The organism is Actinacidiphila sp. bgisy144 (assembly GCF_057708105.1).
In genome coordinates this window covers 1-25,059 of sequence record NZ_JBYIRM010000047.1, presented here as the reverse complement: position 1 = coordinate 25,059, position 25,059 = coordinate 1, and the positions used below count along the sequence as shown (strand labels likewise).

The 25,059-nt window shown below is 71.7% G+C and carries 19 protein-coding genes; 5 read left to right on the top strand and 14 right to left on the bottom strand.

The window, feature by feature from the left end; all coding sequences use genetic code 11:
* The first annotated feature begins 49 nt into the window (after positions 1-49).
* A complete protein-coding gene (gene adh, locus AC3EVP_RS34250; RefSeq protein WP_335980202.1) occupies positions 50-1,567 on the top strand; it encodes an aldehyde dehydrogenase in 1,518 nt (505 codons plus the stop codon).
* Positions 1,568-1,941: 374 nt separating this feature from the next.
* Here adh and AC3EVP_RS34245 read toward each other — a convergent pair whose 3' ends face one another.
* The 7 genes from AC3EVP_RS34245 to AC3EVP_RS34215 all read right to left on the bottom strand — a co-directional run bounded on the left by AC3EVP_RS34245 (position 1,942) and on the right by AC3EVP_RS34215 (position 7,985).
* Positions 1,942-3,075 (bottom strand): sensor histidine kinase, encoded by a 1,134-nt coding sequence (locus AC3EVP_RS34245; RefSeq protein ID WP_435136974.1) that lies wholly within the window; start codon positions 3,073-3,075, stop codon positions 1,942-1,944.
* Positions 3,060-3,875: a response regulator transcription factor gene (locus AC3EVP_RS34240; RefSeq protein ID WP_435136971.1), complete on the bottom strand. Its 816-nt coding sequence runs from the start codon at positions 3,873-3,875 to the stop codon at positions 3,060-3,062. The genes AC3EVP_RS34245 and AC3EVP_RS34240 overlap by 16 nt, the downstream gene beginning before the upstream one ends.
* An 85-nt stretch (positions 3,876-3,960) precedes the next feature.
* Positions 3,961-4,608 (bottom strand): methyltransferase domain-containing protein, encoded by a 648-nt coding sequence (locus AC3EVP_RS34235; protein WP_335980197.1) that lies wholly within the window; start codon positions 4,606-4,608, stop codon positions 3,961-3,963.
* A 69-nt stretch (positions 4,609-4,677) separates the two neighbouring features.
* Positions 4,678-5,292 carry a TIGR04282 family arsenosugar biosynthesis glycosyltransferase gene (locus tag AC3EVP_RS34230; RefSeq protein WP_435136968.1) on the bottom strand — a complete coding sequence of 205 codons (615 nt, stop codon included), beginning with the start codon at positions 5,290-5,292 and terminating at the stop codon, positions 4,678-4,680.
* Entirely contained in the window at positions 5,292-5,981 is a 690-nt protein-coding gene (locus AC3EVP_RS34225) for a glycosyltransferase family 2 protein (RefSeq protein ID WP_335980192.1), read from the bottom strand. The genes AC3EVP_RS34230 and AC3EVP_RS34225 overlap by 1 nt, the downstream gene beginning before the upstream one ends.
* Positions 5,982-6,180: 199 nt before the next feature.
* The gene (locus AC3EVP_RS34220; RefSeq protein WP_335980190.1) at positions 6,181-6,702 is read right to left on the bottom strand and encodes a hypothetical protein; all 522 of its coding nucleotides are present in this window, start codon (positions 6,700-6,702) and stop codon (positions 6,181-6,183) included.
* The gene (locus AC3EVP_RS34215; protein WP_435136964.1) at positions 6,699-7,985 is read right to left on the bottom strand and encodes a molybdopterin-dependent oxidoreductase; all 1,287 of its coding nucleotides are present in this window, start codon (positions 7,983-7,985) and stop codon (positions 6,699-6,701) included. Before AC3EVP_RS34215 ends, AC3EVP_RS34220 begins: the two co-directional genes overlap by 4 nt.
* Positions 7,986-8,140: 155 nt before the next feature.
* Here AC3EVP_RS34215 and AC3EVP_RS34210 point away from each other — a divergent pair, with 155 nt between their 5' ends.
* Complete coding sequence (locus AC3EVP_RS34210) at positions 8,141-9,664, top strand: hypothetical protein (protein ID WP_435136961.1); 1,524 nt, start codon at positions 8,141-8,143, stop codon at positions 9,662-9,664.
* A 116-nt stretch (positions 9,665-9,780) separates the two neighbouring features.
* On the top strand, positions 9,781-10,878 hold the full coding sequence (locus tag AC3EVP_RS34205) for an NAD-dependent epimerase/dehydratase family protein (RefSeq protein WP_435136958.1): 1,098 nt from the start codon (positions 9,781-9,783) through the stop codon (positions 10,876-10,878).
* Positions 10,879-11,209: 331 nt separating this feature from the next.
* Here the strand turns inward: AC3EVP_RS34205 and AC3EVP_RS34200 are convergent, their stop codons facing one another.
* Positions 11,210-11,554, bottom strand: coding sequence for an ArsR/SmtB family transcription factor (locus tag AC3EVP_RS34200; protein WP_335980179.1), 345 nt, complete (start codon positions 11,552-11,554; stop codon positions 11,210-11,212).
* A 189-nt stretch (positions 11,555-11,743) separates the two neighbouring features.
* Between AC3EVP_RS34200 and AC3EVP_RS34195 the strand changes: the two genes are divergently transcribed.
* Positions 11,744-12,958 carry an MFS transporter gene (locus tag AC3EVP_RS34195; protein WP_435136954.1) on the top strand — a complete coding sequence of 405 codons (1,215 nt, stop codon included), beginning with the start codon at positions 11,744-11,746 and terminating at the stop codon, positions 12,956-12,958.
* Between the two features lie 44 nt (positions 12,959-13,002).
* Here AC3EVP_RS34195 and AC3EVP_RS34190 read toward each other — a convergent pair whose 3' ends face one another.
* Positions 13,003-13,737, bottom strand: coding sequence for a response regulator transcription factor (locus AC3EVP_RS34190; RefSeq protein ID WP_435136951.1), 735 nt, complete (start codon positions 13,735-13,737; stop codon positions 13,003-13,005).
* 755 nt (positions 13,738-14,492) lie between these two features.
* Between AC3EVP_RS34190 and AC3EVP_RS34185 the strand changes: the two genes are divergently transcribed.
* Entirely contained in the window at positions 14,493-15,206 is a 714-nt protein-coding gene (locus AC3EVP_RS34185) for an SDR family oxidoreductase (protein ID WP_435136948.1), read from the top strand.
* A 271-nt stretch (positions 15,207-15,477) separates the two neighbouring features.
* Here AC3EVP_RS34185 and AC3EVP_RS34180 read toward each other — a convergent pair whose 3' ends face one another.
* From AC3EVP_RS34180 to AC3EVP_RS34160, 5 genes are all read right to left on the bottom strand, one after another.
* A complete protein-coding gene (locus AC3EVP_RS34180) occupies positions 15,478-16,356 on the bottom strand; it encodes a hypothetical protein (RefSeq protein WP_435136945.1) in 879 nt (292 codons plus the stop codon).
* Between the two features lie 41 nt (positions 16,357-16,397).
* The gene (locus AC3EVP_RS34175) at positions 16,398-17,738 is read right to left on the bottom strand and encodes an acyltransferase (protein ID WP_435136942.1); all 1,341 of its coding nucleotides are present in this window, start codon (positions 17,736-17,738) and stop codon (positions 16,398-16,400) included.
* A gap of 554 nt (positions 17,739-18,292) precedes the next feature.
* On the bottom strand, positions 18,293-21,064 hold the full coding sequence (locus AC3EVP_RS34170) for an NPCBM/NEW2 domain-containing protein (RefSeq protein WP_435136939.1): 2,772 nt from the start codon (positions 21,062-21,064) through the stop codon (positions 18,293-18,295).
* Positions 21,064-21,351: an RICIN domain-containing protein gene (locus AC3EVP_RS34165; protein ID WP_435137031.1), complete on the bottom strand. Its 288-nt coding sequence runs from the start codon at positions 21,349-21,351 to the stop codon at positions 21,064-21,066. Before AC3EVP_RS34165 ends, AC3EVP_RS34170 begins: the two co-directional genes overlap by 1 nt.
* 2 nt (positions 21,352-21,353) lie before the next feature.
* Entirely contained in the window at positions 21,354-24,665 is a 3,312-nt protein-coding gene (locus AC3EVP_RS34160; protein WP_435136936.1) for a GH92 family glycosyl hydrolase, read from the bottom strand.
* Positions 24,666-25,059: the final 394 nt, after the last annotated feature.

Sequence of the window (25,059 nt, the reverse complement as noted above, 5' to 3'; positions counted from 1 at the left end):
CGCCACAGTGGGCCCCGTCGTACCCTCCGCGACCTCCGAGGAGCCCCGCATGGCCTACGCGCAACCCGGCACCGAAGGCAGCATCGTCAGCTACGCCGCCCGTTACGACAACTTCATCGGGGGCGAGTGGGTCGCGCCCGCCGAGGGCCGGTACTTCGACAACCCGTCACCGGTGACCGGCGAGACCTTCTGCCAGGTCGCCCGCTCCACCGCGCCGGACGTCGAGGCCGCGCTCGACGCGGCACACGCGGCGGCCGGCGCCTGGGGCCGCACCTCCACCACCGAGCGCGCGGTGATCCTCAACCGGATCGCCGACCGCATCGAGGAGAACCTGGAGAAGCTCGCGGTCGCCGAGACCTGGGAGAACGGCAAACCGGTGCGCGAGACGCTCGCCGCGGACCTGCCCCTCGCGGTCGACCACTTCCGCTACTTCGCGGGCGCGATCCGGGCGCAGGAGGGCTCGATCGGCGAGATCGACGCGGACACGGTCGCCTACCACTTCCACGAGCCGCTGGGCGTGGTCGGGCAGATCATCCCGTGGAACTTCCCGATCCTGATGGCCACCTGGAAGCTGGCGCCGGCGCTGGCCGCGGGCAACTGCGTGGTGATCAAGCCCGCCGAGCAGACCCCGGCGAGCCTGCTGCTGGTGATCGAACTGATCGCGGACCTGCTGCCGCCCGGCGTGGTCAACGTCGTCAACGGCTTCGGTGTGGAGGCCGGCAAGCCGCTGGCGTCCAGCCCGCGGGTGGCGAAGGTGGCGTTCACCGGCGAGACCACCACCGGGCGGCTGATCATGCAGTACGCCAGCGAGAACATCATCCCGGTCACCCTGGAGCTGGGCGGCAAGAGCCCCAACATCTTCCTGCCCGACGTGACCGCCGCCGACGACGACTACCTGGACAAGGCCGTCGAGGGCTTCGTGATGTTCGCGCTGAACCAGGGCGAGGTCTGCACCTGCCCGTCGCGCGCCCTGATCCACTCCTCGATCTACGACGAGTTCATGGCGCGCTGCGTGGCCCGCACCCGCGCCATCAAGGGCGGCGACCCGCTCGACCCGGCGACGATGCTCGGCGCCCAGGCCAGCAACGACCAGTACGAGAAGATCCTCTCCTACATCGACATCGGCCGGCAGGAGGGCGCCGAGGTGCTCACCGGCGGCACCGCCCGCACCGTCGACGGCCTGGAGGGCGGCTACTACATCGAGCCGACCATCTTCCGCGGCACCAACGACATGCGGATCTTCCAGGAGGAGATCTTCGGGCCGGTGGTCTCCGTGACCACCTTCGACTCCGTCGACGAGGCCCTCAAGCTCGCCAACGACACCCTCTACGGCCTCGGCGCCGGCGTGTGGACCCGCGACGCGAACACCGCCTACCGGATGGGCCGCGAGATCAAGGCCGGCCGCGTGTGGACGAACTGCTACCACGCCTACCCGGCCCACGCCGCCTTCGGCGGCTACAAGAACTCCGGGATCGGCCGGGAGAACCACAAGATGATGCTCGACCACTACCAGCAGACCAAGAACCTCCTCGTCTCCTACTCCCCGAAGGCGCAGGGCTTCTTCTAGCCCCCGCGCCAGAGGCGCCTGGCCTGGCCTTACGTCAGGCCGGGCGCCTCTTGCACACGCTCAGCGCCGCCGAGGAGCAGCGCCCGGCTTCCTCCCGACATCTCCCAGCGGTTGAGCACCTTCTTCTGCAGCAGGGCTCAACACGGAGTCGCACTACCACGAACTGCATCCGCCATGATCCGGGCCATACCCGGGCCAGCGGCTCCTGGTCTCCTACAGCGAGAACAGGCCGGGCTTCTTCCGACACCCGTCCACGGCGGGTCTGACCTGGCCTGGCGCCGGGTCGGGCGCATGAGCGCTCCTTCACCACCGGGGTCGGTCGCCGGCCGACGGGGGCACCCCCGGGCGCGGATCGCCCCGGCGTCCCCGCTCCGTCAGGGGTTGACAGGAGTGGAGCGCGCCGCGGGCAAGGTGACGTCGAAGCGGCAGCCGCCGGGGACGTTGTGTGCCGTGGTGCGGCCCTGGTGCGCTTCCACGATCCCGCGGACGATGGCGAGGCCGAGGCCGGCGCCCGCCGGCGGGGTTCGCGCGCCGGTGCCGCGCCAGCCGGTGTCGAAGACGCGGGGCAGGTCGTCGGGCGGGATGCCGCCACAGCTGTCCGTGACGGACAGGATCACTGAGTCGGACGCGTTGTCGCGCCGGGCGGACACCGCCACCGTTCCGTCCGGCGGGGTGCGGTGGATCGCGTTGGTGAGGAGGTTCGCCAGCACACGGGTCATCTCCCGGCTGTCGACTTCCACCGGCGTCCGGTCGACGTGGTCGCCGACGAGGTGCACGCCGTGCTCGGTGGCGAGCGGGTTCGCGCCCGCGATCGCGTCGCCGACCAGGTCGTAGACGGATATCCGGGTCGGGGACAGGGCGAGGACACCGGCCTGGATGCGGGAGAGTTCGAACAGGTCGCCGACCATGCCGCTGAGCCGGTCGACCTCCGCGCGGATCTGCCGGTGGTAGCGCGCGGGGTCGTCGGCGATGCCGTCCTCCAGTGCCTCGGTCATCGCACGCAGGCCGGCCAGCGGGGTCCGCAGGTCGTGCGAGATCCAGGCGACCAACTCCCGCCGGGATGCCTCCAGGGCCCGCTCCCGCTGCCGCGACAGGGCGAGTCTGGCACTGGTGGCCTCCAGTTCCCGCCCCAGTGCGGCGAGTTCCGCGGTCGGGGTGCTGTCCGGGGCGGCGAAGATGTCGTTGTCACCGAACGCCCGGGTGGCGGCGGCCAGCGCGCGGCTGCCCGCGACCACCTGCCGGCCGAGAATGAAGGCGACGCCGAGCGAGACCACCGCGGCGATCGCGCAGACCATGGTGACCACGCCGAGGTCGTGTTCGGACAGGAACATGGCCCTCGCCACGGACAGGGTGCCTGCGAGCATCGCGGCCACGGTCACTGCCGCGACGACGGCCAGCGACAGCGCGAGGGAGCGGTGCCGCAGAAGGCGCAGGGCGGCGGCGCCGAGCAGGCCGGCGGCGACCGCGCCGAGCGCGGCATAGGCGGCGATGATCAGGAGATCGTGCACGGTCCCCCGCCTTCCTCCGGCCGCCGCTCGGCCGTAGGGCGGGCGGGCTCCGGGGCCTGCCGAAGCTCTTCCGGGCCGGCCGGCGGGTCGAAGCGGTAGCCGATGCCCCACACGGTGGTGATGAGCCGGGGACGGGCGGGGTCCTGCTCGATCTTCTCGCGCAGCCGCCGGACGTGGACGGTGACCGTGGACAGGTCGCCGAACTCCCAGCCCCAGACGCGGCGCATCAGTTCCTCGCGGCCCATGACACGCCCGGGGTGCCGTAGGAAGAACGCGAGGAGGTCGAACTCCCTTATGGTGAGGGGGAGTTCACGGCCGTCTTGCAGCGCGCGGCGGGCCGCGGGGTCGAGCGCGAGCGGGCCCGAGCGCAGCCAGGGGACGGCCGCGGGGGGCGCGGCGGCGCGGCGCAGCACCGACTCCGCCCGGAGCACGAGTTCGCGCGGGCTGAACGGCTTCGTGACGTAGTCGTCGGCGCCGACCTCCAAGCCGAGGATGCGGTCGTCCTCGTCGCCCCGTGCGGTGAGCATCACCACCGGCACCGGGCCGTCCTGCCGTATGCGCCGACAGACCTCCAACCCGTCCATGCCGGGCAGCATGAGGTCGAGCACGACCAGGTCCGGTCGGGTCAGCGCAGCCAGGGTCACCGCCGACGGGCCGTCCGCGGCCCGGTCGACGGCGAATCCCGCCCGCTCCAGGTAACTCGCGACGACCTCGGCGACCGTCGGGTCGTCGTCCACCACGAGGATCCGCCGGCGGTCCGGGACGGGTGGGGTCGGCTCGGGCACGGTTGCGCTGCTCATGGACACGAGTCTGGCACCCGGCCACTGACGGTGACCATGCCCGCTGCCCCGCCCGCGCGCACCGTCCGGAACTCGTAAGAACCTGCTACCCCCGCGCTGCCCCCTCCTGCGGTGGCTCTTCCGGCGGTCCCGGCGTGCGCAGCGCGGTGAAAGCGCGACCGCCCGCGGTCCATGCGGCAGTCACGGTCCAGCCGGTCGTGTAGGCGTGCCGGTCGAGGGCGCGGGTACCGAGCAGCGCCCACGGAAAGGGTGTGCCGTGGGCCCGGGTGCCGTCGTGGAGGCGGACGTGCAGGCATTCGTCCCGGTCGGGCGGGCCGGGTGTGCTCTCGGCGATCAGGGTGCCGCCGGCGCGGAGCAGCCGGCGCAGCCGGGTGAGCAGCGCGTCCGGGTCCCCGCCGATGCCGATGTTGCCGTCGACCAGCAGGGCGGTGCGCCAGTGGCCCTCGCGGGGCAGCCGTTCGAAGACAGACCGGGTCAGGGCGGGGCCGCCGGCCGCGCGTGTTCGGCGCACGGCGTCGGCGTTGACGTCGATGCCCAGGGTGGTCCGGCCGCGCGCGGCGAGTGCGGTGACCATGCGCCCCGGTCCGCATCCGACATCCAGGACGGGACCGGTGCAGGCGGCCAGCACGGTGCGGTCGGCGGCGTCCGGGGGCGCACACCAGCGTTCGACGTCCAGGTGGAGCAGGCGCCGGTCCGGGCCGGACAGGTACAGCGGGCCGCGACCGGTCCGCATCGCCGCCGTATAAGGGTCCGCGGCCGACCACGCCGGTGGGGCGGACACCGTCATCGGGAGGGTCACCACTCACCCGCCGGCACGCAAGTGGGCCAGTGCGGTGGCAAAGCGGGTGCCGGGGGCCCGCGCCGCCACCCACGCCGCGTCCGCGGCGGTGTCCACGTCCCGCAGCACCGGCAGGTCCCGCACGGTCAGCCCGGCCGCGGTCAGCCGGTCGCGCTGCGCCCTGCCCGTGTACGGGGTGGACATCGGCACGCCGCGCACGAGGTCCGGGTCGGGCTCGGCGAGGCCCAGCGCCCAGAACCCGCCGTCGGCCGCCGGCCCGAACCAGGCACCGGTCCCCGGCTCGGGCGCGGTGTGCAGCAGGGCCGGGGTGACCTGGGGGGTGTCCATGCCGATGAGCAGGGTCGGGCCGTCGCAGTGCCCGAAGGCCGCGGCCAGTCGTTGGTCAAGGCCGCCGGCGACCTGCGGGACGACGTCGATGCCCGGCGGCAGCCAGGCCCCGGGGGCGCCGTCGAGGACGAGCAGCCGCCGGTCGGCGGGGGTGGCGGCGACAGCGGCCAGGGTGTCGGCCAGGGCCGCGGCGGCCAGATCGGCGGCCTGCTGCGGCGTGAAGGGCGGGCAGAGCCGGGTCTTGGCCCGGCCCGGTACGGGTTCCTTCGCAATCACGACGAGCGTCGCCATCAGACGGTCACCGGCTTCCGGTCCGCGCGGGCGGGAGCGGCGAGCACGGCGCGCATGTCGTGGACGGCGTGCCAGGTGCCGCGCCAGGTGCCGGTGACCTTGGACCTGCCGGTGCGCGGCTGGTAGGGCACGTCCTGCTCGATGACGCGCCAGCCGGCCTCGGCTGCGAGGACCACCGTTTCCAGCGGGTAGCCGCTGCGCCGGTCTCGGACGCCCAGGTCGAGCAGGCGCCGGCGGCGGGTGGCGCGCATCGGGCCGAGGTCGCGCAGCCGCAGGCCGGTACGCCGGCGCAGCATGCGGGTCAGGGCGGCATTGCCGGCGCGGGCGTGCGGCGGAAACGCGCCGCGAGCCGTCGGGCGGCGGCGGCCCAGCACGAGGTCGGCTTCGTCGGCCGCGATCCGGTCGACGAAGTCCACGAGCAAGGCGGGGTCGAGCGAGGCGTCGCAGTCGCAGAAGCAGACGAACTCGGCCTCGGCGGCGAGGAGTCCGGCGTGGCAGGCGGCGCCGAAGCCGCGGCGCGGTTCGTGCACGACGGTGGCACCGTACTCCGCGGCGATCCGGGCGGAGCCGTCACGCGAGCCGTTGTCCACGACGACGGCCCGCCACCCGGGCGGGACCCGTTCCAGCACCCAGGGCAGTGCCTCGGCCTCGTCGAGGCAGGGCAGGACAAGATCGACGGAACACGTCATGGGGGAACCTCAGGGTGTCGGGTGATCGGGTGGTGGTGGTGTGACGTGGCGGCAGTGCGGCGACCGGGCGGCGGTGCGCGGGGGCGCGTCGCCTCCGGACGGACCGTCAAGACGGCCGGCCGGGGACGACGGGACCGTGCGCCGGAACCGCTGTGCCCGAATCGGGCTGCGGGGAACGCCCGGTCGGGTATGTGCGGTGTCAGGCGTCCGTGGCGTCGGCCGGCGGGTCCGGGCGGCGCGCCGGGCGGCGGCGGTCACCCCGGTCGCGTCGATCTCGCCACAGGCGAACAGCCAGGTGGAGTGCGGACAGGCCGAACAGACCGGCGGTGACCGCCAGCCAGCGGGTGCGGAAGACGCCAGGGTCCAGCAGCGTGACAGCCCGGTAGTGTGCACCGCTGTCGGTGGAGATGAGCGGCCAGTAGACGAGGAGCAGCATCAGCGACACGAACGCGGGGACCCGGATGTGGTTCACCACCGCGACGCGGCGCGGTGAGTTCGGCCGTCCGGCGCGTACCGCCCGGTGCAACAGCCAGTCCGCGCCGCCGTACAGGGGCACGGCCACCAGGTCGTGGACGACAGCGGCGCCGACCGTCCACTGCACCACGCCCCACCAGTCGCCGGCGAGCAGCCGGACCGCGGCGTAGCCGCACAGCGCGAACGAGGCCAGCAGGGCGGCGAGATGCCACCACGGTTCGCCGTACAGGACGCGGAAGATCCTCACGCCCGCTCCCGGGCGTCGGAGGCGCCGAAGGTGAGCCGGCCGACCCACTTGGTGTTCATCACGCCCGGCGCGGCGGGCACGATGACGCGGGCCGGATAGCCGTGGTCGGGGGTGAGCGGGGCGCCGTTGACCCGCAGGGCCAGCAGCGAGCGGGCGTCACGCACCTGCCCCGCGCTGAGTGCGACCGCGCGGAAGGAGCCGGAACGCTGCACGGACTCGACGAACACGCCCGGCGGATCGCCGCCGTGGCCCACCAGGGCGGCGAGGTCTCGCAGCCGTACGCCCTGCCAGTGCTGGTCGTCGGTGGACCAGCCCTCGACGCAGGCGATCGGCAGCGCCGCCGTGCTCTGCGCCATCCGGTGCAACTCGGCGAGGCTCAGCCGGATCACGCCGGCGGCGCCGGTGACCGTCAGCCGCCAGTCCTCGCCCACGTCCTGGGGCCGGATGTGCGCCGCGGCCGCGGGCTTGTTGACGGCGAAGGCGCCCGGTCCTGCGCCCGGGGACCGGCCGTGCGGCGCGAGCAGCGCGGCCCGGCGCAGCGGCCCGCCGATGCTCTGGCCGGCGGTCACCACCAGCAGCGCGAGGGAGCCGAGCCCGACCATGCCGAGCGCGCCGCGCCGGGAGATCGTCGGTTCCGAGGGACGCATCGGCACCAGGCCGGTCGCGTCGGGCGGCTCCGGGCGGGTCCGCGCGGTGGGGGTTCGCAGCTCCTCCCACAGGTCGCGGCTGCGCAGTGCCCGCACGACGGAGGGAAGTTTGAGAGCCACGTGCGCCAGCGCGGCCCCGCAGAACACCCAGGCGCCGTAGAAGTGCAGCGGGTAGAACGAGCCCGGGAAAAGGTAGTCCACCTGCGTGTTGAGGATGCCGGTGGTGAACTCGAAGAGCCCGCCGCCGACCAGCAGCAGCAACGACAGCCGCTCCAGCGCGTGTCCGAGTGAGCGGACCGGCGGCAGCGCGAACAGCTTCGGCACCACCGACCACAACTTGGCCAGCAGCACCGGCACCAGCGCGATCCCCAGCGTGACGTGCACCCCCTGGTTCACCCGGTACAGCCAGTACGGGTGCGTGGGCCAGGAGAAGAGGTAGAAGCCGAGCAGGCCCTTGTCCGGTGTCTTGTCGTTCACACGCGCCAGGCCGGGGTCGTACGCGGCATAGGACAGCAGGCCGGTGACGAAGACCACCGGAAGGCCGACCAGCAGGACGGTGCCGAGCACGGACGTCAGCCACGGGCCGCGCAGCGGACTGCGCCAGGGTGCGAACCGGCGGGCAGGGGGGACTTTCATGTCGGCCGACCCTAGTGGCGTGAACAGGTCCTTCGACCGGATCGACCCATGACGAAAGTCTGACGTCGACCGGGACCGCCCGCAGACCTTTCGGAAGTCTGACGTCCGGCTGAGCTGCCGTGCCGGCACCTCACCGGGTGTCTAGGGTGCGGCAGGTGAGCTTCTTCCCCGCCGGTCCGCACCCCTCCGCCGGTCCGTGCCCCTCCGAGGGCCCCCTCACCGACCCGGGCCCCGCGCAGACATCGTCGGACCGGCCCGAACGACCCGCGCCGGACGGTGGGCCGCGCCGCCGGGATCTGCTGGCCGGTGCCGCGGCCCTGCTGCTGTTCGCCGCGGTGGCCGCAGTCGGCGCCTGGCTCCAGCACGACGGCCACGCGCTGCGGTCGCCGTTCCCGCCGCTGGAGGCGTGGTGGCACCCGCACGCCGGACCGGGCACACCGCTCACCGTGCTGGTCGCCGCAGCCGTCATCGGCTACGGGCCGTCCGCCGCCGCGCGGTTGCCCCGGCACGCCCTGCCGTGGGCGGCGTGGGCCGCGGCGTCGGCGTGGACCTGGTCACTGGCCCTGGTGGACGGCTGGCACCGCGGCGTCTCGGGACGGCTCCTGGAGACCGGGGAGTACCTCACCCAGTTGCACCGCTTCGACCACCTCGGGCCGGCGCTGCGCACCTACGCCGCGCACATCCTGATCCACTCCCCGCATAACTGGACCACCCACATCGCCGGTCACCCGCCCGGCGCCGTGCTGACCTTCGTCGCGCTGGACCGGATCGGGCTGGGCGGCGGCACCTGGGCGGCGGCGTTCGTGATGACCGCCGGCACCTCCCTGGTTCCCGCGGTGCTGCTGACGCTGCGGTTGCTCACCGGCGAGTGGCGGGCACGGACGGCCGCGCCGTTCCTGGTGCTGGTGCCGGGAGCGGTGTGGGTCGGGGTCGCCGCGGACGGCTACTTCGCCGCCGTCGCCGCCTGGGCGCTGGCTCTGCTCGCCGTCGCCGCGACCCGCACCTCACCCGTGTCCCGTGCGGCGGCGGGGTTCGGCGCGGGACTGCTGCTCGGCGCTGCCTGCTACCTGTCGTACGGGCTGGTGCTGCTCGTGGTCCCGGCGGCCGTCGTGTTGCTGTGCGCCCGCAGCGTCCGCCCGGTGCCATACGTGCTGGCCGGATGCGCGGTCGTGGTGGCCGCGTTCACCGCGAGCGGCTTCGAGTGGTGGCAGGCGTACGGGCTGCTGCGGACCCGCTACTACCAGGGTGTCGGCGGCATCCGACCGTACGGCTACTGGTTCTTCGGGGACCTGGCCACGGTGGTCGCCGCGGCCGGCCCCGCATCGTTCGCCGGTCTGCGCCGGGTGCTCGCGGCGCGGGGCCGGTTCTCCGGAGGGCCGGGAGGGGAACCGGCCGGACCGCCCACCGCGCCCCGCGGCGTCGGTGCCCTCCTGGCCCGGTGGCAAGGCGAGGAGCAGGCGCTCGCGGCCGTCCTGCTGCCGTGCGGCTTCCTCCTGGCGATGCTCGCCGCCGACCTGTCGGGGATGAGCAAGGCCGAGACCGAGCGGATCTGGCTGCCGTTCAGCCTGTGGCTGCCGGCCTGCGCCGCGTTCCTCCCACGACGCGATCACCGCGGCTGGCTCGCCGCCCAGGCGGTGGCCGCGCTGCTCCTGAACCACCTGCTGCTGACCAGCTGGTGAGCGCACGCGACCGACCCGCGACCGGTGCTCCGCGCCGAAGCGCACACCCACGAACCAGGCGGCGCCGCGGCACCGCCCCGAACCGCTGGACCACCACACCCAGGAAGGCCGACCGCATGCGCGTACTCGTCACCGGTGGCGCGGGATTCATCGGAGCCCACATCGTCGCCGCCCTGCTGGCCGGCGGCCACGAACCGGTCGTGCTCGACGCCCTGCTCCCCACCGCCCACCCGGTTACCCCGCCGGCACCGCCGCAGGCCGAGTGGTTCAGGGCGGACGTCAGAGATCCCACGGCGGTGACGCGGGCGCTGCGAGGTGTCGACGCCGTGTGCCACCAAGCGGCCATGGTGGGGCTGGGCAAGGACTTCGCCGACGCACCCGCCTACGTCGACTGCAACGACCGGGGAACCTCCGTCCTGCTCGCGGCCATGGCCCGGACCGGGGTGCGGAAGCTGGTGCTCGCCGGTTCCATGGTGGTGTACGGGGAAGGACGTTACGACTGCCCGCGCCACGGACGGGTGACGCCCGGACCACGCCGCGTGGACGACCTCGCCGCCGGCCGCTTCGAACCGGGATGCCCGCACTGTGGAGCCGAGCTCGCCTCCGGCCTGGTCAGGGAGGACGCGCCCACCGATCCCCGCAACGTGTACGCGGCGACCAAACTCGCCCAGGAACACCTGGCCGCCTCCTGGGCACGCGCGACCGGCTCGCGGGCGGTGTCCCTGCGCTACCACAACGTCTACGGCCCCGGGATGCCGCGAGACACCCCCTACGCGGGCGTGGCCTCCTTCTTCCGCTCGGCACTGGCCCGCGGTGAGGCCCCCAGTGTCTTCGAAGACGGCGGCCAGCGGCGGGACTTCGTGCACGTCCGCGATGTGGCGGTGGCCAACTCCCTCGTGCTCGGGGGCATCGCGCGTCGCCCGCCCGGCACGTTCGGCGCGTACAACACCGGCAGCGGAACCCCGCGCACCATCGGCGAGACGGCGACCGCGCTCGCCGACGCGTACGGCGGTCCGGCCCCCGTGGTCACCGGGGAGTTCCGGCTGGGCGACGTCCGCCACATCACCGCCGACTCCGCACTGCTGCGCGAGGAGTTCGGCTGGCGGCCAGAGGTCGCCTTCGCCGACGGCATCACGGAGTTCGCCCGCGCGGCGCAACGCCCGGCAGTCCCCAGCCAGCAGGCCGCGGCCGGGACCGCGGTGGCGCGGCCGTAGCGCGAACAGCGCACCGGCAGGGGCGGATGCCGCCGAGGCGGAGGTTCGCGGTGCAGACGGCCAGGACCGCGTGTCCGGCCTCCGCCCGGTGGAGGCGCGGTGCCCCGCCTCGAAGGCCGGCGGCCAGGGCGCCTACCAGGCGGGGTGTGCTGGTGCTGATCCGGGTTGCGAGCAGGCGGCCGACCGCTGCGGGCCCCGTCGGCGTCGTCGTTGCCGAAGTCGGCCGACGCCCGCTCCCGGGCGCCGGCCGCCGCCCTGATCGCACTGGTCCGCCCTCCCGGCCGCCGCCGTGGTGGGTCCGGGCGCTGCCTGTGTTCGCGCCGTCGCGTGATCAGGCACCGGGCCGGGGCGCGGCGTCGGGGGCTTCGGAATCGGCATTGGCCAGCACCGCGGCGAGCAGACCGGGAAAACGCTCCTCGAACTCCTCGGTGCGCAGGCGCGCGGTCTGCTGCTGGCCGGTGTGCGTACGCCAGATGAGCCCGCACGCGCGCAGCACGCGGAAGTGGTGCGAGGCGTTGGATTTGCTGATGCCCAGGGCGTTGTAGATGTCGTTGCACTCCGTCTCGCCCCGGCGGGCGAGGAGGCTGACGATCGCGAGCCGGAGCGGCTCGCTCAGCCCGTGCAGAGCCTCGGCCAGGCTGACGTCGGCCAGGTCCGCGTGAACAGGGTCTCGCATGGGTCTTCTCAGTCTCCTCGGTTGCGGAACGGCAATCGTGACGGCGGCCCTCACGCCTCAGCCGGACGGCCGCCGTCACGATCGATTGTCCCGGCCGGGAGCAGGTTCCGTGCGCCAGTGACCGTCCCGGCCATCCGCCACGCCCCACCCCTCTTCCCAAAGGTTCAACAACCACTGTACCGTTAGACCATGAATCCTCGCATCTACCTCTTAGCCCTCGGCACCTTCACGGTCGGAACGGAGGGGTACGTCATCGCCGGGGTCCTGCCCGACGTGGCGCACGACCTCCACTCGTCGGTCTCCGTGGGCGGACAGATGGTGACGGTGTTCGCTCTCGTCTACGCACTCGCCGGGCCGCCCCTGATCGGCGTCTTCCAGCAGGTCCGCCCCAAGCGTCTGCTCATCGGGGCGGCACTGGCCTTCGCGGCGGCCAATCTGCTGGCCGCCGCCGCCCCCGACATCTGGGTACTGGCCGGCGCCCGGGTGTTCGCGGCGGTGGGCGCCGCGCTCTTCGCGGCCCCGGCCGCAGCCGCCGCCGCGGCGCTGTGCACACCGGAGGAACTGCCCCGGGCGATCGCGGTGACCGCGGGCGGCAACGCCATCGCGCTCACCCTGGGAGCGCCCATCGGCACCCTGGTCGGCGGCGCGTTCGGCTGGCGCTCCGCGTTCGTGTTCGTCACCCTGCTCTCGCTGGTGACCGCCGCGGCGGTGGCGTTCGGACTGCCCGAGATCCCGGCGGCGTCCTCGTCCGTCGCCGGGCGGCTGAACCTGCTGCGCCACGGGGCCGTCCGCTGGGGTCTGGCCACCACGCTCGGCCTGTTCCTCGCCGCCTACAGCGTCTACACCTACCTGTCCCCGGTCGTGCAGCGGTCCGCCGGACTCGGCAGCAGCGGGGTGGCGTCGCTGATGATCGTCTTCGGCGCGGGCGGCTTCCTCGCCGGCCGGGTCGTCCACTCCGTACTCGCCCGCTGGCCGATCGCGGCGGTCCTGCGGACCGTCCTGCTGGTGATCGCCGGCCTGCTGGCCGTACTGACCGTGCTGACGATCACCCATGTCTCCACGGTGGCCCGGGTCGTGGAGTTCCCGCTGCTGTTCGCCTTCGGCGCCGCCTGGTGGTCCGGCGGCATCAGCCAGCAGACACGGCTGGCCGGCCTGGCACCGCAGCAGCGGCCGCAGGCCCTGGGACTGCACTTCTCCGCCCAGTTCCTGGGAGTCGCGATCGGCGGCGCACTCGGCGGGCTGGCCCTGTCGACGGTGAGCGCCGGAGCCGTTCCGGTGGTGGGCGGACTGGTCGCCCTGGCCACGCTGGTCAGCGTCCGCCAGACCATGCCGGCGCCGGCCGCGGAAGCGTCTGCCGCCGAACGGCCCGAGACGGCCGCGAGCAGCCCGACTCAGGTCCGGTGACGGTCCGGCCTGTGCCGCCGCACCCGACACGGCCCGGGGAGCGGTCAACTCGCCCGCTCCCCGCCCGCCGACCGGGAGCGCGGAGGCGCCAGCCGGAACCCCACCCCGCGGACGGTCTCGATCAGTTCCGGCACCCCGAGCTTCTTGCGCAGGCCGGCGATGTGGACGCCGAGGGTCCGGGTGTCACCGGCACCGTCGTGGCCCCAGACCGCGGTCATCAGGTGAGCCCGCGTGAAGACCCGTTCGGGGTCCGAGACCAGGACGGCCAGGAGGTCGAACTCCTTGCGGGTCACCTGCACCTCCCGATCGTGCACGGCGATCCGCCGCCGGCGCAGGTCGACGCGGACGTAGCCGATCTGGTGGACCTGGTTGTTCGGGCGCATCCGCCGTGACGGGACCGCGGTACGGGCCCGCGGCTCCCACAGAGCCAGCGCCCGCCGGCTCGCCGCCTCGACCCGGGCGGTCAACTCGCGTGCGCTGCACGGGTAGACGATGTAGTCATCGGCGCCGAGCCGGAAACTCAAGACTCGGTCCAGTTCGTCGTTCCGCGTGCTGATCATGATGACCGGTACATGCGACACCGCCCGAACTTCCTGGCAGACGTAGAATCCGTCCACATCGGCGAGAAGGACGTCGAGGAATACGGCGTCGACATCGTCGCAGCGTTCCAGGACGACACCGCTCTCATGTCCCGTCTCGACTTCGTAGCCCTGCTCGCGTAAGTCCTCTGCGATACCGAAAACCAATCCCTCGTCGCGGGAAACGGCGAGAACATGCATGCGTCTGCCCCCTCTTTAAACGGCATGGCCACAGGCCGATCAGCTGGTATGAATCGGCAACCAGAAACAGGAGATCGGAAGATCAGGAATACTCACTTCGGATTTCTCCGGAAGGAGTGGAGCACCCGGAGGACAACGTGGCGCGCCGGACCTCTCCGTCGCCGCACCCACCCCTGCCCCCACGCCGGAACCATGCGCGGCCGCTCCGGTCCACGCTCCGAAAAAACCTCTGCGACCTGCGACAATCGACCTGCCGGACACCGGACGAGCGACCGGGACGGGCAACGCTGCGAGCCAGGTCGGCCGCCGCACGCGAGCTGCGGCACATGTACGAGGCGGAGGTCGGCCGGGCGGACGCGTCGCCGTTGCCGGTACGCCCTCCATCCGTCATCCGTTCCGGTCGGCCGGCGCGCAGCACTGATGGCGGTCCGGCCCGCCGGGCACAAAGCACTGTACCTCTCCACTTTCGCGTCGATGCACATCAAATGGACTTCGGTCGGCACAACCCGTTCAGTCTACACAGGCGAAGTGACCCGTCAAGTAGACATTATGTTTAGTTTACTTGTTTTGTGGATTACAAGGCCGGCCGTTAATGGCGGCGCACATCCAGTCTCGCAACGATTGGGCGAAACGGCTGGCGGACCTCCGTATTCAGCCAGCGTCTCGTCTTGTTATGAACGCCGATTTGCGCCATTCATCGAGCGGACCGAGGATGAGGCCGACAGCCGGTCGGAGGCAGCGGAGGGACGGGAACGATGAGGAGTCACGCCGGACGGCGCGTTCTGGTGGCCGGCGGGACCTCCGGTGTGGGGCTTGCCACCGCCAAGGAGTTCGCCGCGCTCGGGGCCGAGGTCACGGTCGTCTCGCGCAGCAAGGAGCGGGTGGACGCGGCAGTCGCCGAAGTGGGCGGCCGGTGCCGCGGCGAAGTCCTGGACCTGCGCGACGCCGACGCCGTCGCGGAGTTCTGCGCAACGGCCGAGTTCGACCACGCGGTCTCCAGCACGGCAGGCGCGGCCCGGGGGCGGGCGGACGATCTGCCGCTGGCCGCGGCACGGGCGGCCATGGACAGCAAGTTCTGGAGCGCCTACCACCTCGCCCGCAGCGTACGGCTGCGCCCCGGAGGCTCGCTGACCCTGGTGACCGGCCATCTGTCAGTGCGCCCGGGGCCCGCTTCCGCGCTCCAGAGCGCCGTCAACGGCGCTCTGGAGGCACTGGTACGGGCACTGGCGCTGGAACTGGCCCCGATCCGGGTCAACGCCGTCTCCCCCGGGGTGTTGCGCACTCCGCTGTGGGACTCCCTGCCCGAGGAGGAGCGGACCCGGATGTTCACGTCCGCCGCGCAGAGGCTGCCGGCGGGCCGGGCGGGCGAGGCGTCGGACGTCGCCGACGCGATCGCCTTCCTGACGGGCAACGGTTACACCACGGGAGCCACCGTCGTCGTCGACGGGGGCGGCGTCATCGCCTGCTGAGCGCGCCCGTCGGTCAAAGATCTCCGCCCATGCCCCGACGCCGGTCCACCCCTCCCTCCGTACACCTCGCGGCGGGAGGGAGGGGTGGACCGGCGTCTCACGCCTGTCGTGCGGCGGGGCTCTCAGGGACGACGAGGCAGCAGGAACGGCCCCCTCGGTCCTCGGCGGGCGGCCGGGCACCGGCCGCCCCGGGGCGGATACGGGGGCCGGGCGCCGAGTTGCGTCAGCGTGCGCTCGACGATCTCCAGCAACAATTCGCGCTGCGTGCCCATCACCAGCTCACCGGGTTCGTCAGCTCCAGCCCGGACGCCGAGTCGCGCAGGGTGATCACGTCTCCGTCACGCAGTTCCACGCCGTCCTTGTGGGTGCTGACACAGGAACCCAGCAGAAGGTAGACGACCGTCCCCGGGGGGAACAGCCCGGCACGTCGCAGCAGCAGCCGTTCCATCAACGCTCGCGAGTAGATCATGGCCCGCCGACCCAGAGTGCCCTGTCTGCGCCAGACGGCCGACCCGTCGCGTTCGACGGACGCGTACACGGTGCTGACGGCCGGCAGGTCCGCGAGGACGACATCGGAACAGACGGCCGACGGGTGGAGCTTGGAGAGGTTGGCCAGGTTGCGGTGCGCGGTGCGCAGCCCGGCGTCGGAGAAGTCGTTGGCGAGGGTGTGGCCGAGGTAGACGGCCTCGCCCCGCGTGTTCACGCAGTAGATCGCGCAGTACTCGGCTTCCGTGCCGCCGCCGATGACCATGGAGGTGCCGGTCAGCGGCTGCCCTTCGGCGACGAGGAGCGATCCGGGCCCCTTGTAGTAGAAGTCCAGGTTGCCTTTCTCCACCCTGACGTCGTTCACCGCAGCGTGCGAGTACCCGAAGCTGTAGACCGCGGAGAGCGCCGGCGAGGCCGGCAGGAACGGGACTTTGACGGGCAGCCGCGCCGCGCCGGGCCGGGCGGCTGCACTGTCGGGGACGCCGAGTCCGGCGGTGTAACGGTGCCAGGACTGTCCGCTGTCCGCGAAGTCCACCGCCAGGTCGTACCAGGACGAGGTGCCGCCGACGCCTTCCGGCGCGGGGGCGAGGGAGGCACTCAGCGCCGACAGCAGGAGCGCTTGGCCGGTCGCTTCGAGCGGAGCCTCCCGCGTATTGATCGTCATGTCGTCTCTCTCACTCGATGGTGGCTGGAGGCGGTGACCGGTCACTTCTTCGCGAAGACCTTGAAGCTCCGTCCGTCCACCGCGATGTCCCGCACCTCCACCAGGCGGTCCGCGGTCTGCGGTCCGTCGGCCAGGCAGCGGGTCTCGGCGATGAGCACGCCGCCGGGAAGCAGGACCCGCTGGAGTTCCGAGAGCGGCACGGACGGGGCGGCCGGGTCGTGCTCGGCGACGACCACCTCGTAGCCGACCCGCTTGTCGTAGTGGTAGGTACCGGCGGTCTCCAGCGGCAGCGTTGTGCCCGTGAGGTCGGAGCGGACCCGGATGCGCTTCGCCTTCGCGTACGACGCCCACTGCAGCAGGTAAGGGGTCAGCTCCTGCGCACCGGTGACGACATCGAGGCGGCCGCGGGCCAGCGCCGGGACCAGGCGCAATGATCCCGGCCGGACCAGCAGGGCTCGCGGGGCGGCCCCGGCGTCCTGGACGGACTCGGCGAACGGCGTGAGATCGCCGGAGCCGAGCAGTGCGCCCGCGTGCTCGGCGTAGACCGTCCGCCAGTCGCGGTCGACCGCCGCCCAGTCGGAGATCCGCAGCGTCTCCTCCACGGTCAGGTGGTAGCGGCCGAGCAGAAACGCCTTGAAGGGCTGGTACTGGAGGATGCGGTCGTGGTCCCCCACGATGGAATAGTCGCCCACCCAGTTGTTGATGAACGACCGGGTCCCGACGATGCTGCCCAGGCCCAGGTAGTCGCTGTTCCAGCCGACCATGGCGTCCCGACCGACCCAGGCGTAGTCGCGCAGGGTGATCGCCGGCTGCGTCGTCATCGAGACGGTGCGCGCGCCGACCGAGGGGCGGCCGTACGCGCCGTGGTCCTGGCGCAGCAGCAGGCTGCCCGGCGAGAGCCAGGCGCCGTCGCCGATCGTGATGTCGCCGCCGGCGTTGATGCCGCTGCCCTTGCCGAACCGCACGTAACGGCCGATCCGGAGCCGCGGGATGAGGTGCGCGGCCAGCCCGTACTGGTGGTCGGCGTGCGGAGCGCTGAAGTAGGCGCCACCCTCGAAGTGCGTGGGGAGTATCCAGTGCTGCCCGGTGCCTTCCTTCACCAGCAGCGGGTCACCGCCGGTGTCCACGGCGAAGTGGCCTTCGGGCAGGCCGAGTTCGGCCGCCAGGTCGGCGAACGAGGCGGCGACCAGCCGTCCGAACTCCATCTGCTGCTGCTCATCGCCGACGGCCGAGGACCGTTTGCGCAGTTCCTTGAGCACCTGCGCATACCGCACGATCGGGTACGGGACGGCGGGCATGTCGGCGGCCAGCCTTCCCGACAACTCGCGCGGCGCGACCCGCTCCACGGTGGTGTTCACGTCGAAGTAGTCGGACTTGTCCAACAGATCTCCTTCAGAACAGCTCCCGGGGGAATCCGGCGCCTGTCCGCCGAGGCCCGCGGTCGCCGCTGACCGCCGCCTCCCGTTCCCCCGGAAGCTCACCCCGATAGCGTCGCTGCGGCTGCGAGGAGATACAAGAAAATCAGCTCTAGGTTTTCATCATTTCCGGACCGCCACATTTAAGAATTTTCAAGGAAATCACTAAAATGCCTGGTGGGAGCGTTCCTGGTGGGAGCGTTCTTGCCGGCGACGGTGTGCAGTTGGGGCGACAAGTGGCGACGCCCCTGGCAGACGGTTTTTCGACCAGGAAATCCATCTCCGGCGCCGTTTACAGGGCTGGGGTGAGCGGTGCGCGATCATCGCGCGACGGTGCCGGAGCGGGTCCCGGGGTTTCCGCCGCAGCATTGTGGTGACGCACGTGCTGAAATCGCTTGGCACGTTGCGGGCTCCCCGGTCAGGAGCCGATGGGGCCCGCGGCCTCTCGTGGTGGTGCGCCGGTGGCGTGTCCGGGCCGGCCGCGCGTGGGCGTGCGCGGCCGGCCCGGGGGGCGCCGTTCGTCAGCCGGAGCAGGTGAGCTTGGGTGCGGCCCAGTCTCCGTGGTCGTAGGCGTTGCCGTCACCGGCGTCGCCGACCACGAGGTCGAGGGTCTGCACACCGGTCAGGTCCGCGGTGAGCTGCTGGGCGGGATCGTTGCCCCTGATCGTCCCCGTGGCGGCGAGGGTCTTGCCGTCGCCGAGCACGCTGAAGGTCATACTGCCGTTGCCCCCGGCGTCGGCGTCGTTACCCACCGTGGAGGTGAACTTCGAGCAGTTGCCGCCGAGGTAGAGGGTGACGTCGCTGATCGAGTTCGTGCCCAGTCCCTTCGGGTAGACGGTGCCGTTGATCGTGAGCGGCGAGCCGTCACCGGCGTTGGTGCCACCCACCGACTGATCGCGCTCCACCGGGCCCCAACCGTTCGTGGACGCCACGAAGTCGAGGTCACTGACGTCGTTGACGCCGGTGGGCGGCGGCGGGTTGACGACCGACACCTGGGCGTCCTGCCGCAGCCACTGCGCTACGCCCCCCTGGGCGAAGGTCGCGGTGGCGCTGATCGTGGCGGTGGCCGCCTTGTCGGTCGGCGCCGTGAGCTGCCAGGTCGCCGTCGCGCTCTGGCCGGGCTCGACCTCACCGAAGACCTGCGGCTGCGTGTCGAAGGTGAAACCAGGGGCGGCGAGGCTGATGTTGACGCCTTCCGCGGCCTTGGCGCTCTTCGGCACCGAGACGGTGGTGGTCACGTTCACCGTCTTGCCGCGCTGCACGCTCGCCGCCGACGGGGTGACCGCAAGCGCCGCGGACGGCTTGTCGTTGCCGGTCTTCGTGAACGACAGGTTGTCGAACTGGTCGGTGTCGTAGGAGGTCAGGCCCAGACCGCCCTGGCCGGCGCGGTAGCTGCTGTCGCTGACGGAGCCGATGTCCTTGCCGTCGACGGACGCGGTGATCTGCGAACCGCTGAAGGACAGGCCCAGCTTGTGCCACTTGCCGGTGCCCAGCGCGGTGGTCGCGGATCGGGTCAGCACGGTGCGGTTGCCGCTCGCGTCGCTCTTGAAGACGGTCCAGGCGCCGGTGTCACTGATCTGGAAGTAGTAGCCCTGTTGGTGGGACTGCGGGCGGTTCTGGGTGCCCGCGCGGCCGATCAGCTCGACGGTGCCGGGCTTGGCCAGTTCGACGTCGGACTGGAGCAAGTAGTTCGTCCAGGTCGGGTCGCCGACCAGGGTGAAGGCGTCGGAGTCGTCCTGCCACTCGATCGGCTTGACGGGCGCCATCTGCTGCAGGCACATCCCCCTGCGTCCGGCGGCGCACTTCTGCACCTCGAACGAACCCTGCATGTCCGAGAGGTACTTGGCCTCGGTGCCCGCGGCGTCGTTGTCGAAGGTGTCGGAGTAGGGCAGCTTCAGCGCGTGCGCGGCCGGGGCGGTGGCGGTGCCCTTGCCCTGCCCGGTCGTCGTGGTGACCGTGTAGATGTAACCCGGCTTCATGGACAGGGGGTACGTGCCGTCGGCCGACGGCGTGATGTCCTCGGTGTGCGTGAGCTGCGTCGAGGAGGTCGGGTCGTCGACGTCGGTGGCCCACACGTGCGCGGTACCGGTGGACAGGCCGCCCTTGACGGTGAAGTGCGCGGTCTGCGCGGCTGTGGCGCTGGTGGTCTCCAGGACGGTGGAGTAGTCCTTGCCGTTCGGGGACTTGAGCGTCACATAGCTTCCGTTGGACTCCGAACCGCCGAGGTAGCCGGAGCCGTCGTCGATGAACGTCCAGCCGGGCTGGGCGAACTGGGTGACCTGCGCGGTGGCCCAGGTGTTCTCACCGATGCTGTAGTTGCCCGACCAGGGTGACCCGGCGGTGGCAAGGCCCACGGTGGAGTAAGGCAGGTTCGGGTAGATCGCAGCGATCAGCGGCCAGTTGAAGTAGCTGGTCATCTTCGCGTCGACGTAGCCGCGGGTGATCGAGCGGATCAGCGCGGGCGCGCCGGTGTTCATGTCCTGCGAACCGTTCTCGGACGCCCACAGCGGCTTGCCGTTGTCCTGTGCGGTCTTCGTGCTGGAGCAGCTGTCGGCGGGGCCGCCGTCCCCCTGGCAGGGGTAGTGGGCGCCGATGATGGAGACCGCGTTGTCGAAGTCGGGGTCCTTGGCCATGTCGTCGGCGACGTCCCAGCCGCTGTCGTCGGCCACGATCTGCACCTTGGAGTAGCCGGCGTCGTCAAGGGCCTTGCGGAGCTGGACGTACCAGTCGGCGTCGTGGCCGCGTTCGTTCCAGCCGCCGAGGTACTTGATGTCCAGTCCGTGCTGCTTGGCGCATCCCAGCCAGGAGACGAGGTAGTCGATGGTGTCGGTGGACCAGAAGCCGCCGTTGATCCAGCCGGGCGCCGCCCATGCCAGGCCGTACAGGCCGATGTTCGGGTTGCGCTTGACCGCCTGCTCGGCGAGCCAGAACTCGTAGCCGGCGTCGCAGTTGATCTGGCCCTTGGCATGCTCGATCGACGGCTCGGAGCCGTCGGTGGAGTTGGCGTCGCCGCCGATCTCCAGCTTCAGCAGCTGAAGGTCGGCGCCGTAACCGGGCTTGAACATGTAGTCCAGGATCTGCGACTGCTGGGCGGCCGGATAGTCCGTCAGCAGCCGGGAGTTGCCCCCGCCGCCGCTGATCGCGCCGATCCCGTCGAACGTCCGGCCGCTCTTGGCCCCGTCCACGCTGATCGCCGTACCGGGGTCTGCGTGGGCCGGCGTGGCGACTGCTGCCAGCAGGGCAGCGAGCAACGCCAGCACCCACACAGAAGTGAGTCTCCGCACACGAGTCATTACCCGAGGCATGGTTGACGCCCTTCACTAGAGGAGGATGTCGCACAGTGTTTCGACGTGTTGCAGTCCCACAGCTCCAGCCGGGTGCCGTCGGCCGTGCCGCCGCCGGTGGCGTCCAGGCATTTGCCTGCCACGCCCGACCGGACCGGGCCGGCGCCTCCTGACGGCCCGGTGCCGGTCGAGCGTGAGATCGGAGTGAAGCGCTGGTCGGAGTTGTCGGTGGGGTTCCACTGCTCGTACTGGGTGTCGGAGGCACCGGAATTCCCGTCGGCGGGGGCGAGCGCGATCGTCAGCGCTGCAGCGTCATCGCGTAGATCTCGAGGTCGCTGTCGCGTTGCCAGTCGAGGCCGCCTGAGCCGGGGGCGACCCAGGCCGGGACGGACGGGGCGGTCAGGGAGAGGGAGCGGACCTGCTTTCCGGGGGCCAGGGGAACGGTCGTCTCGTAGAGGGAAGCCTTCGTCGTGGTCTTTCCGGTGCCCGCCTTGAGCTGGTAGGCGGTCGTCAGTGCGACGGAGTTGCCGAAGTCCGGGGTCTTGTTCGCCCAGCCGGTGAGTTCCAGCGGGACCGTCGCCGTGCTGCCGTCGGTGTACGTGACGACCGCGGTGGCCGACGCGGCGCCGGTGCTGCCGTTGTCGGAGGCGCCCACGATGTGGAGGCTGCCGTAGTCACCGGACGGGAGGGCGATGGCCTGGCCGGTGGACTTGACGAAGTTCTGGCTGGTGCCGGCGGTCGGGGGCGCCTGGTAGGTGACGCCGCCGAAGGTGACCGGGCCCGGTGCGGGCAGTTGGTCGGCGGCGAAGCTCAGGCCCGTGCCGTCGAAGTCGCCCTGACCGGGCGCGTCGAGCGTGGCAACGCCGTCGTTGTTGTAGGCGGTGTCCAGGTCGACGGCGCACGACGTGCCGGTCCGGATCGCGCACTTTCCGGCCGGTCCGACCACGACGGAGACGGTCTTCTTCACCGGGGCGGCGCCGGGGAGCTCGGCGGTGACCGACACGGCGTAGGTGCCCGCCGGGGTTCCGGCCGGCGCGGTGATCCGCAACCGGTCGTTCACCTGGGCGGGGAGCCCGTTCGAGGCGGCCGTCGCCGTCGTGTGCGACGGTGACACCGACCACCCCTTCGGGGCCGCGGCGGTCACGGCGACCCGCGCGGTGTGCGGGGCGGTGGCCAGCAGCGTCAGGCCGACCTGCTGCTCCGACGGGCCATCCGCCGTGGGCTGCACGGCGACCTGGTCGGGCGAGACGTCCGCGCTGAGGTGCGTCTGCGGGTTCGGCGCCGTGTCGATCGACGGCGGCGCGTCCTTCGCGGCCGTCGCCCACGCGGTGGGCGTGGTGCTCAGGGCGAAGTCGATCCGTCCGCCGTGGGCGATGTCGGACTGGCCGACCCATGCCTTGTCCCACGCCTTGCCGTTCACCTTCGCGGAGGCGATGTACCGATCGGCCATGCTGGTGCCCGGCGCCGAGATCGTCAGGGTGCCGCCCTGCTGCCTCCCATAGGCGCCGATCGACACCTGGGCGTTCGGGAACTGCGGGGTGGTGAGGACGTCGAAGTTGCCGCCACTGGTCGTCGGGTAGAGGCCCAGCGACGACATCACGTACCAGGAGGACATCTCCCCCATGTCGTCGTTGCCCGGGATGCCGCCGGGGGTGTTGGTGAACAGGGTCTCCTGCGCCTTGACCACGGTCGCGGTGTTGCCGGGCTGCCCGGTCCACGCGTACAGGTACGGCGCGATGAGGTTCGGCTCGTTGTTGGGGTTGTACTTCGTGGAGTCGTAGTAGTCGTACGGGTCGCTGACCCACTCCGTGTGCGCGGTCCCCGACGGGTCGGAGAGGAGGTCGTCGTACGCGAAGAAGTCGTTCAGCCGGTTGGTCGTCGCGGCCTTGCCGCCCAGCATGCCGACGAGCCCCGCCGGGTCCTGCGGCACCAGCCACTGGTACTGGGTCGCGTTCTGCTCGTGGAAAGCGTGGTCGCTCGTCACCGGGTCGTACGGGGCCAGCCAGGTGCCGTCGGTGGCGGTGCGCGGCCGGAACTGGCCCGTCTGCGTGTCGAAGACGTTCTTGTAGGACTGGCCGCGCTCGGCGAACATCGCGGCGTCGGCCGGGTGGCCGAGGCCCTTCGCCATCAGCGCCAGTGAGGCGTCGGCCGCCGCGTACTCCAGCGTGGCCGACGTGCCGTAGTAGCAGTCGTTGTCGTTGGACTTGGTCGGGCAGCAGTTGCCGCTCGTGCCCGGGGCGCAGTCGGCGTTCGGCTTGATGTTGAGGCCGTAGGGGATGTATCCGCGGTCCGCGTAGTACGCCACCCCGGCGCGCCCGTTCTCCCGGACGTCGGCGGCCGGTACCTCGGTCGCGTTCGCCCGCAGGTACCGGTACGCCTCCTGCGCGTCCGCCCCGGTGAGCAGCCCCTTCGACCAGCCCTCGACCAGGAACGGCGTGACCGGGTCGCCGGTCATGATGTTGCCCTCCTGGTCCTCCAGGTACCAGCGCGGCAGCCCGCCGCCCTCCCGCGCGACCGCCAGGATCGACATGTCGATGTCGTGCGCGACCTTGGGGACCAGCGTCTCCAGAAGCTGGTTCTGCGTCCGGAACGTGTCCCACAGCGAGAAGTTGCTGTAGGGGGCGTAGCCGTTCGCGGTGTGCAGCTTCTTGTCGGCTCCGACATAGCGCCCGTCGACGTCACCGATGAGGTTCGGATCGAGCATGGAGTGGTAGAGCGCCGTGTAGTACGCGACCTGCTGGTCGTGCGAGCCGCCGCCGATCGCGGCCTTGTGCAGCATCGTGTTCCACTGCTTGTTCAGCGCCTTGTGGGCCGCCTCGAAGTCGAATCCGAGCTTCCCGGTCTCCGTCGAGAGGTTCTTCCGGGCGCCGGCGAGCCCGGTGAAGGACAGGCCCACCTTCGCGACCACCGGAGCGTCGTTCTTCGTCGTGTCGAACGTGACCCACGCCCCGTTGGCGCCCTTCGCGGCCGAGTCACGCGATCCCGCGCTGCGGTCGGTGCCCTGCCAGGTGCCGTACGACGTGAACGGCCGGCTCAGCTGGGCGACGAAGTAGGTCTTCTTGGAGTCCTCGACCCACCCCTCGACCGTGCGGTCGCCGACGACGTGGATCTCGGACTCGCTCACTCCGGAGCCGGCGTTGAACATCACGTTCGCCTGGCTCGTCCGCGGGAACGTGTACTGCTGCCACCCGGTCCGCGCGGTCGCCGTCAGCCCGACGGCCACGCCGTACTTGTCGAGCTTCGTCCCGTAGTAGTCGGGGGCCGTCGTCTCGTCGGTGTGGCTGAACGTCGAGGCGTACTGCGCCGGATCGGTCGTGCTCACCTCGCCGGTGGTGGGCATCATCGGCAGGTAGTTGAACCGGCAGCCGTTGATGGTGGTCTGGCTGAACCCGGTGACGGCGCCGGCGGACTCGGTGTCACATCCGGTGCCGCCGGCCGTCTTCACCAGCGGGCTCTCCTGCACCAGGCCGAACGGCGCGCCCGCGGCCGGGAAGTCCAGTCCCTCGTTCTCCGTCCCGATGAACGGATTGACCAGCTTGGTCAGATCGCTCCCCGCTCCGGGCACCGCGTCGGAGGCCGCCACGGACTGGGGGGCGGCGTGCGCGCTCACCGCCGTCCCGGCGGACCCGGCCAGAGCGAGGGCGACGCACAGTGCCGCCGCCCGCAGTCGACCCGTGGTGCGTCGTGCCGTCGGCCCGTTCCGGCTTGTTGCGTATCGCGTGGAATGCATAGCGTCCTTACCGCGTTGCCACTCGAAGACATCGTTGTCATGCGCAGAACGACGGTAGGTCGACAAGCCATCACCCGCAAGGGGTGCGGCGCCCTGCCGAGACGGCATCGGCGGGGGCGGACGACCCGGAGCCGGGGCTGCCCGGCGCCGCATCGATTCCTCGGTGCGGTCGTCGTCGTGCTCCCGCGCCAGAAGGCGATGCCGGCGTGCCGGAGGTCGTAGGGCCGTTCTGCGAGCAGCAAGGTCGGCTCGTCCGCGGTCGGCGCGGCGGCCC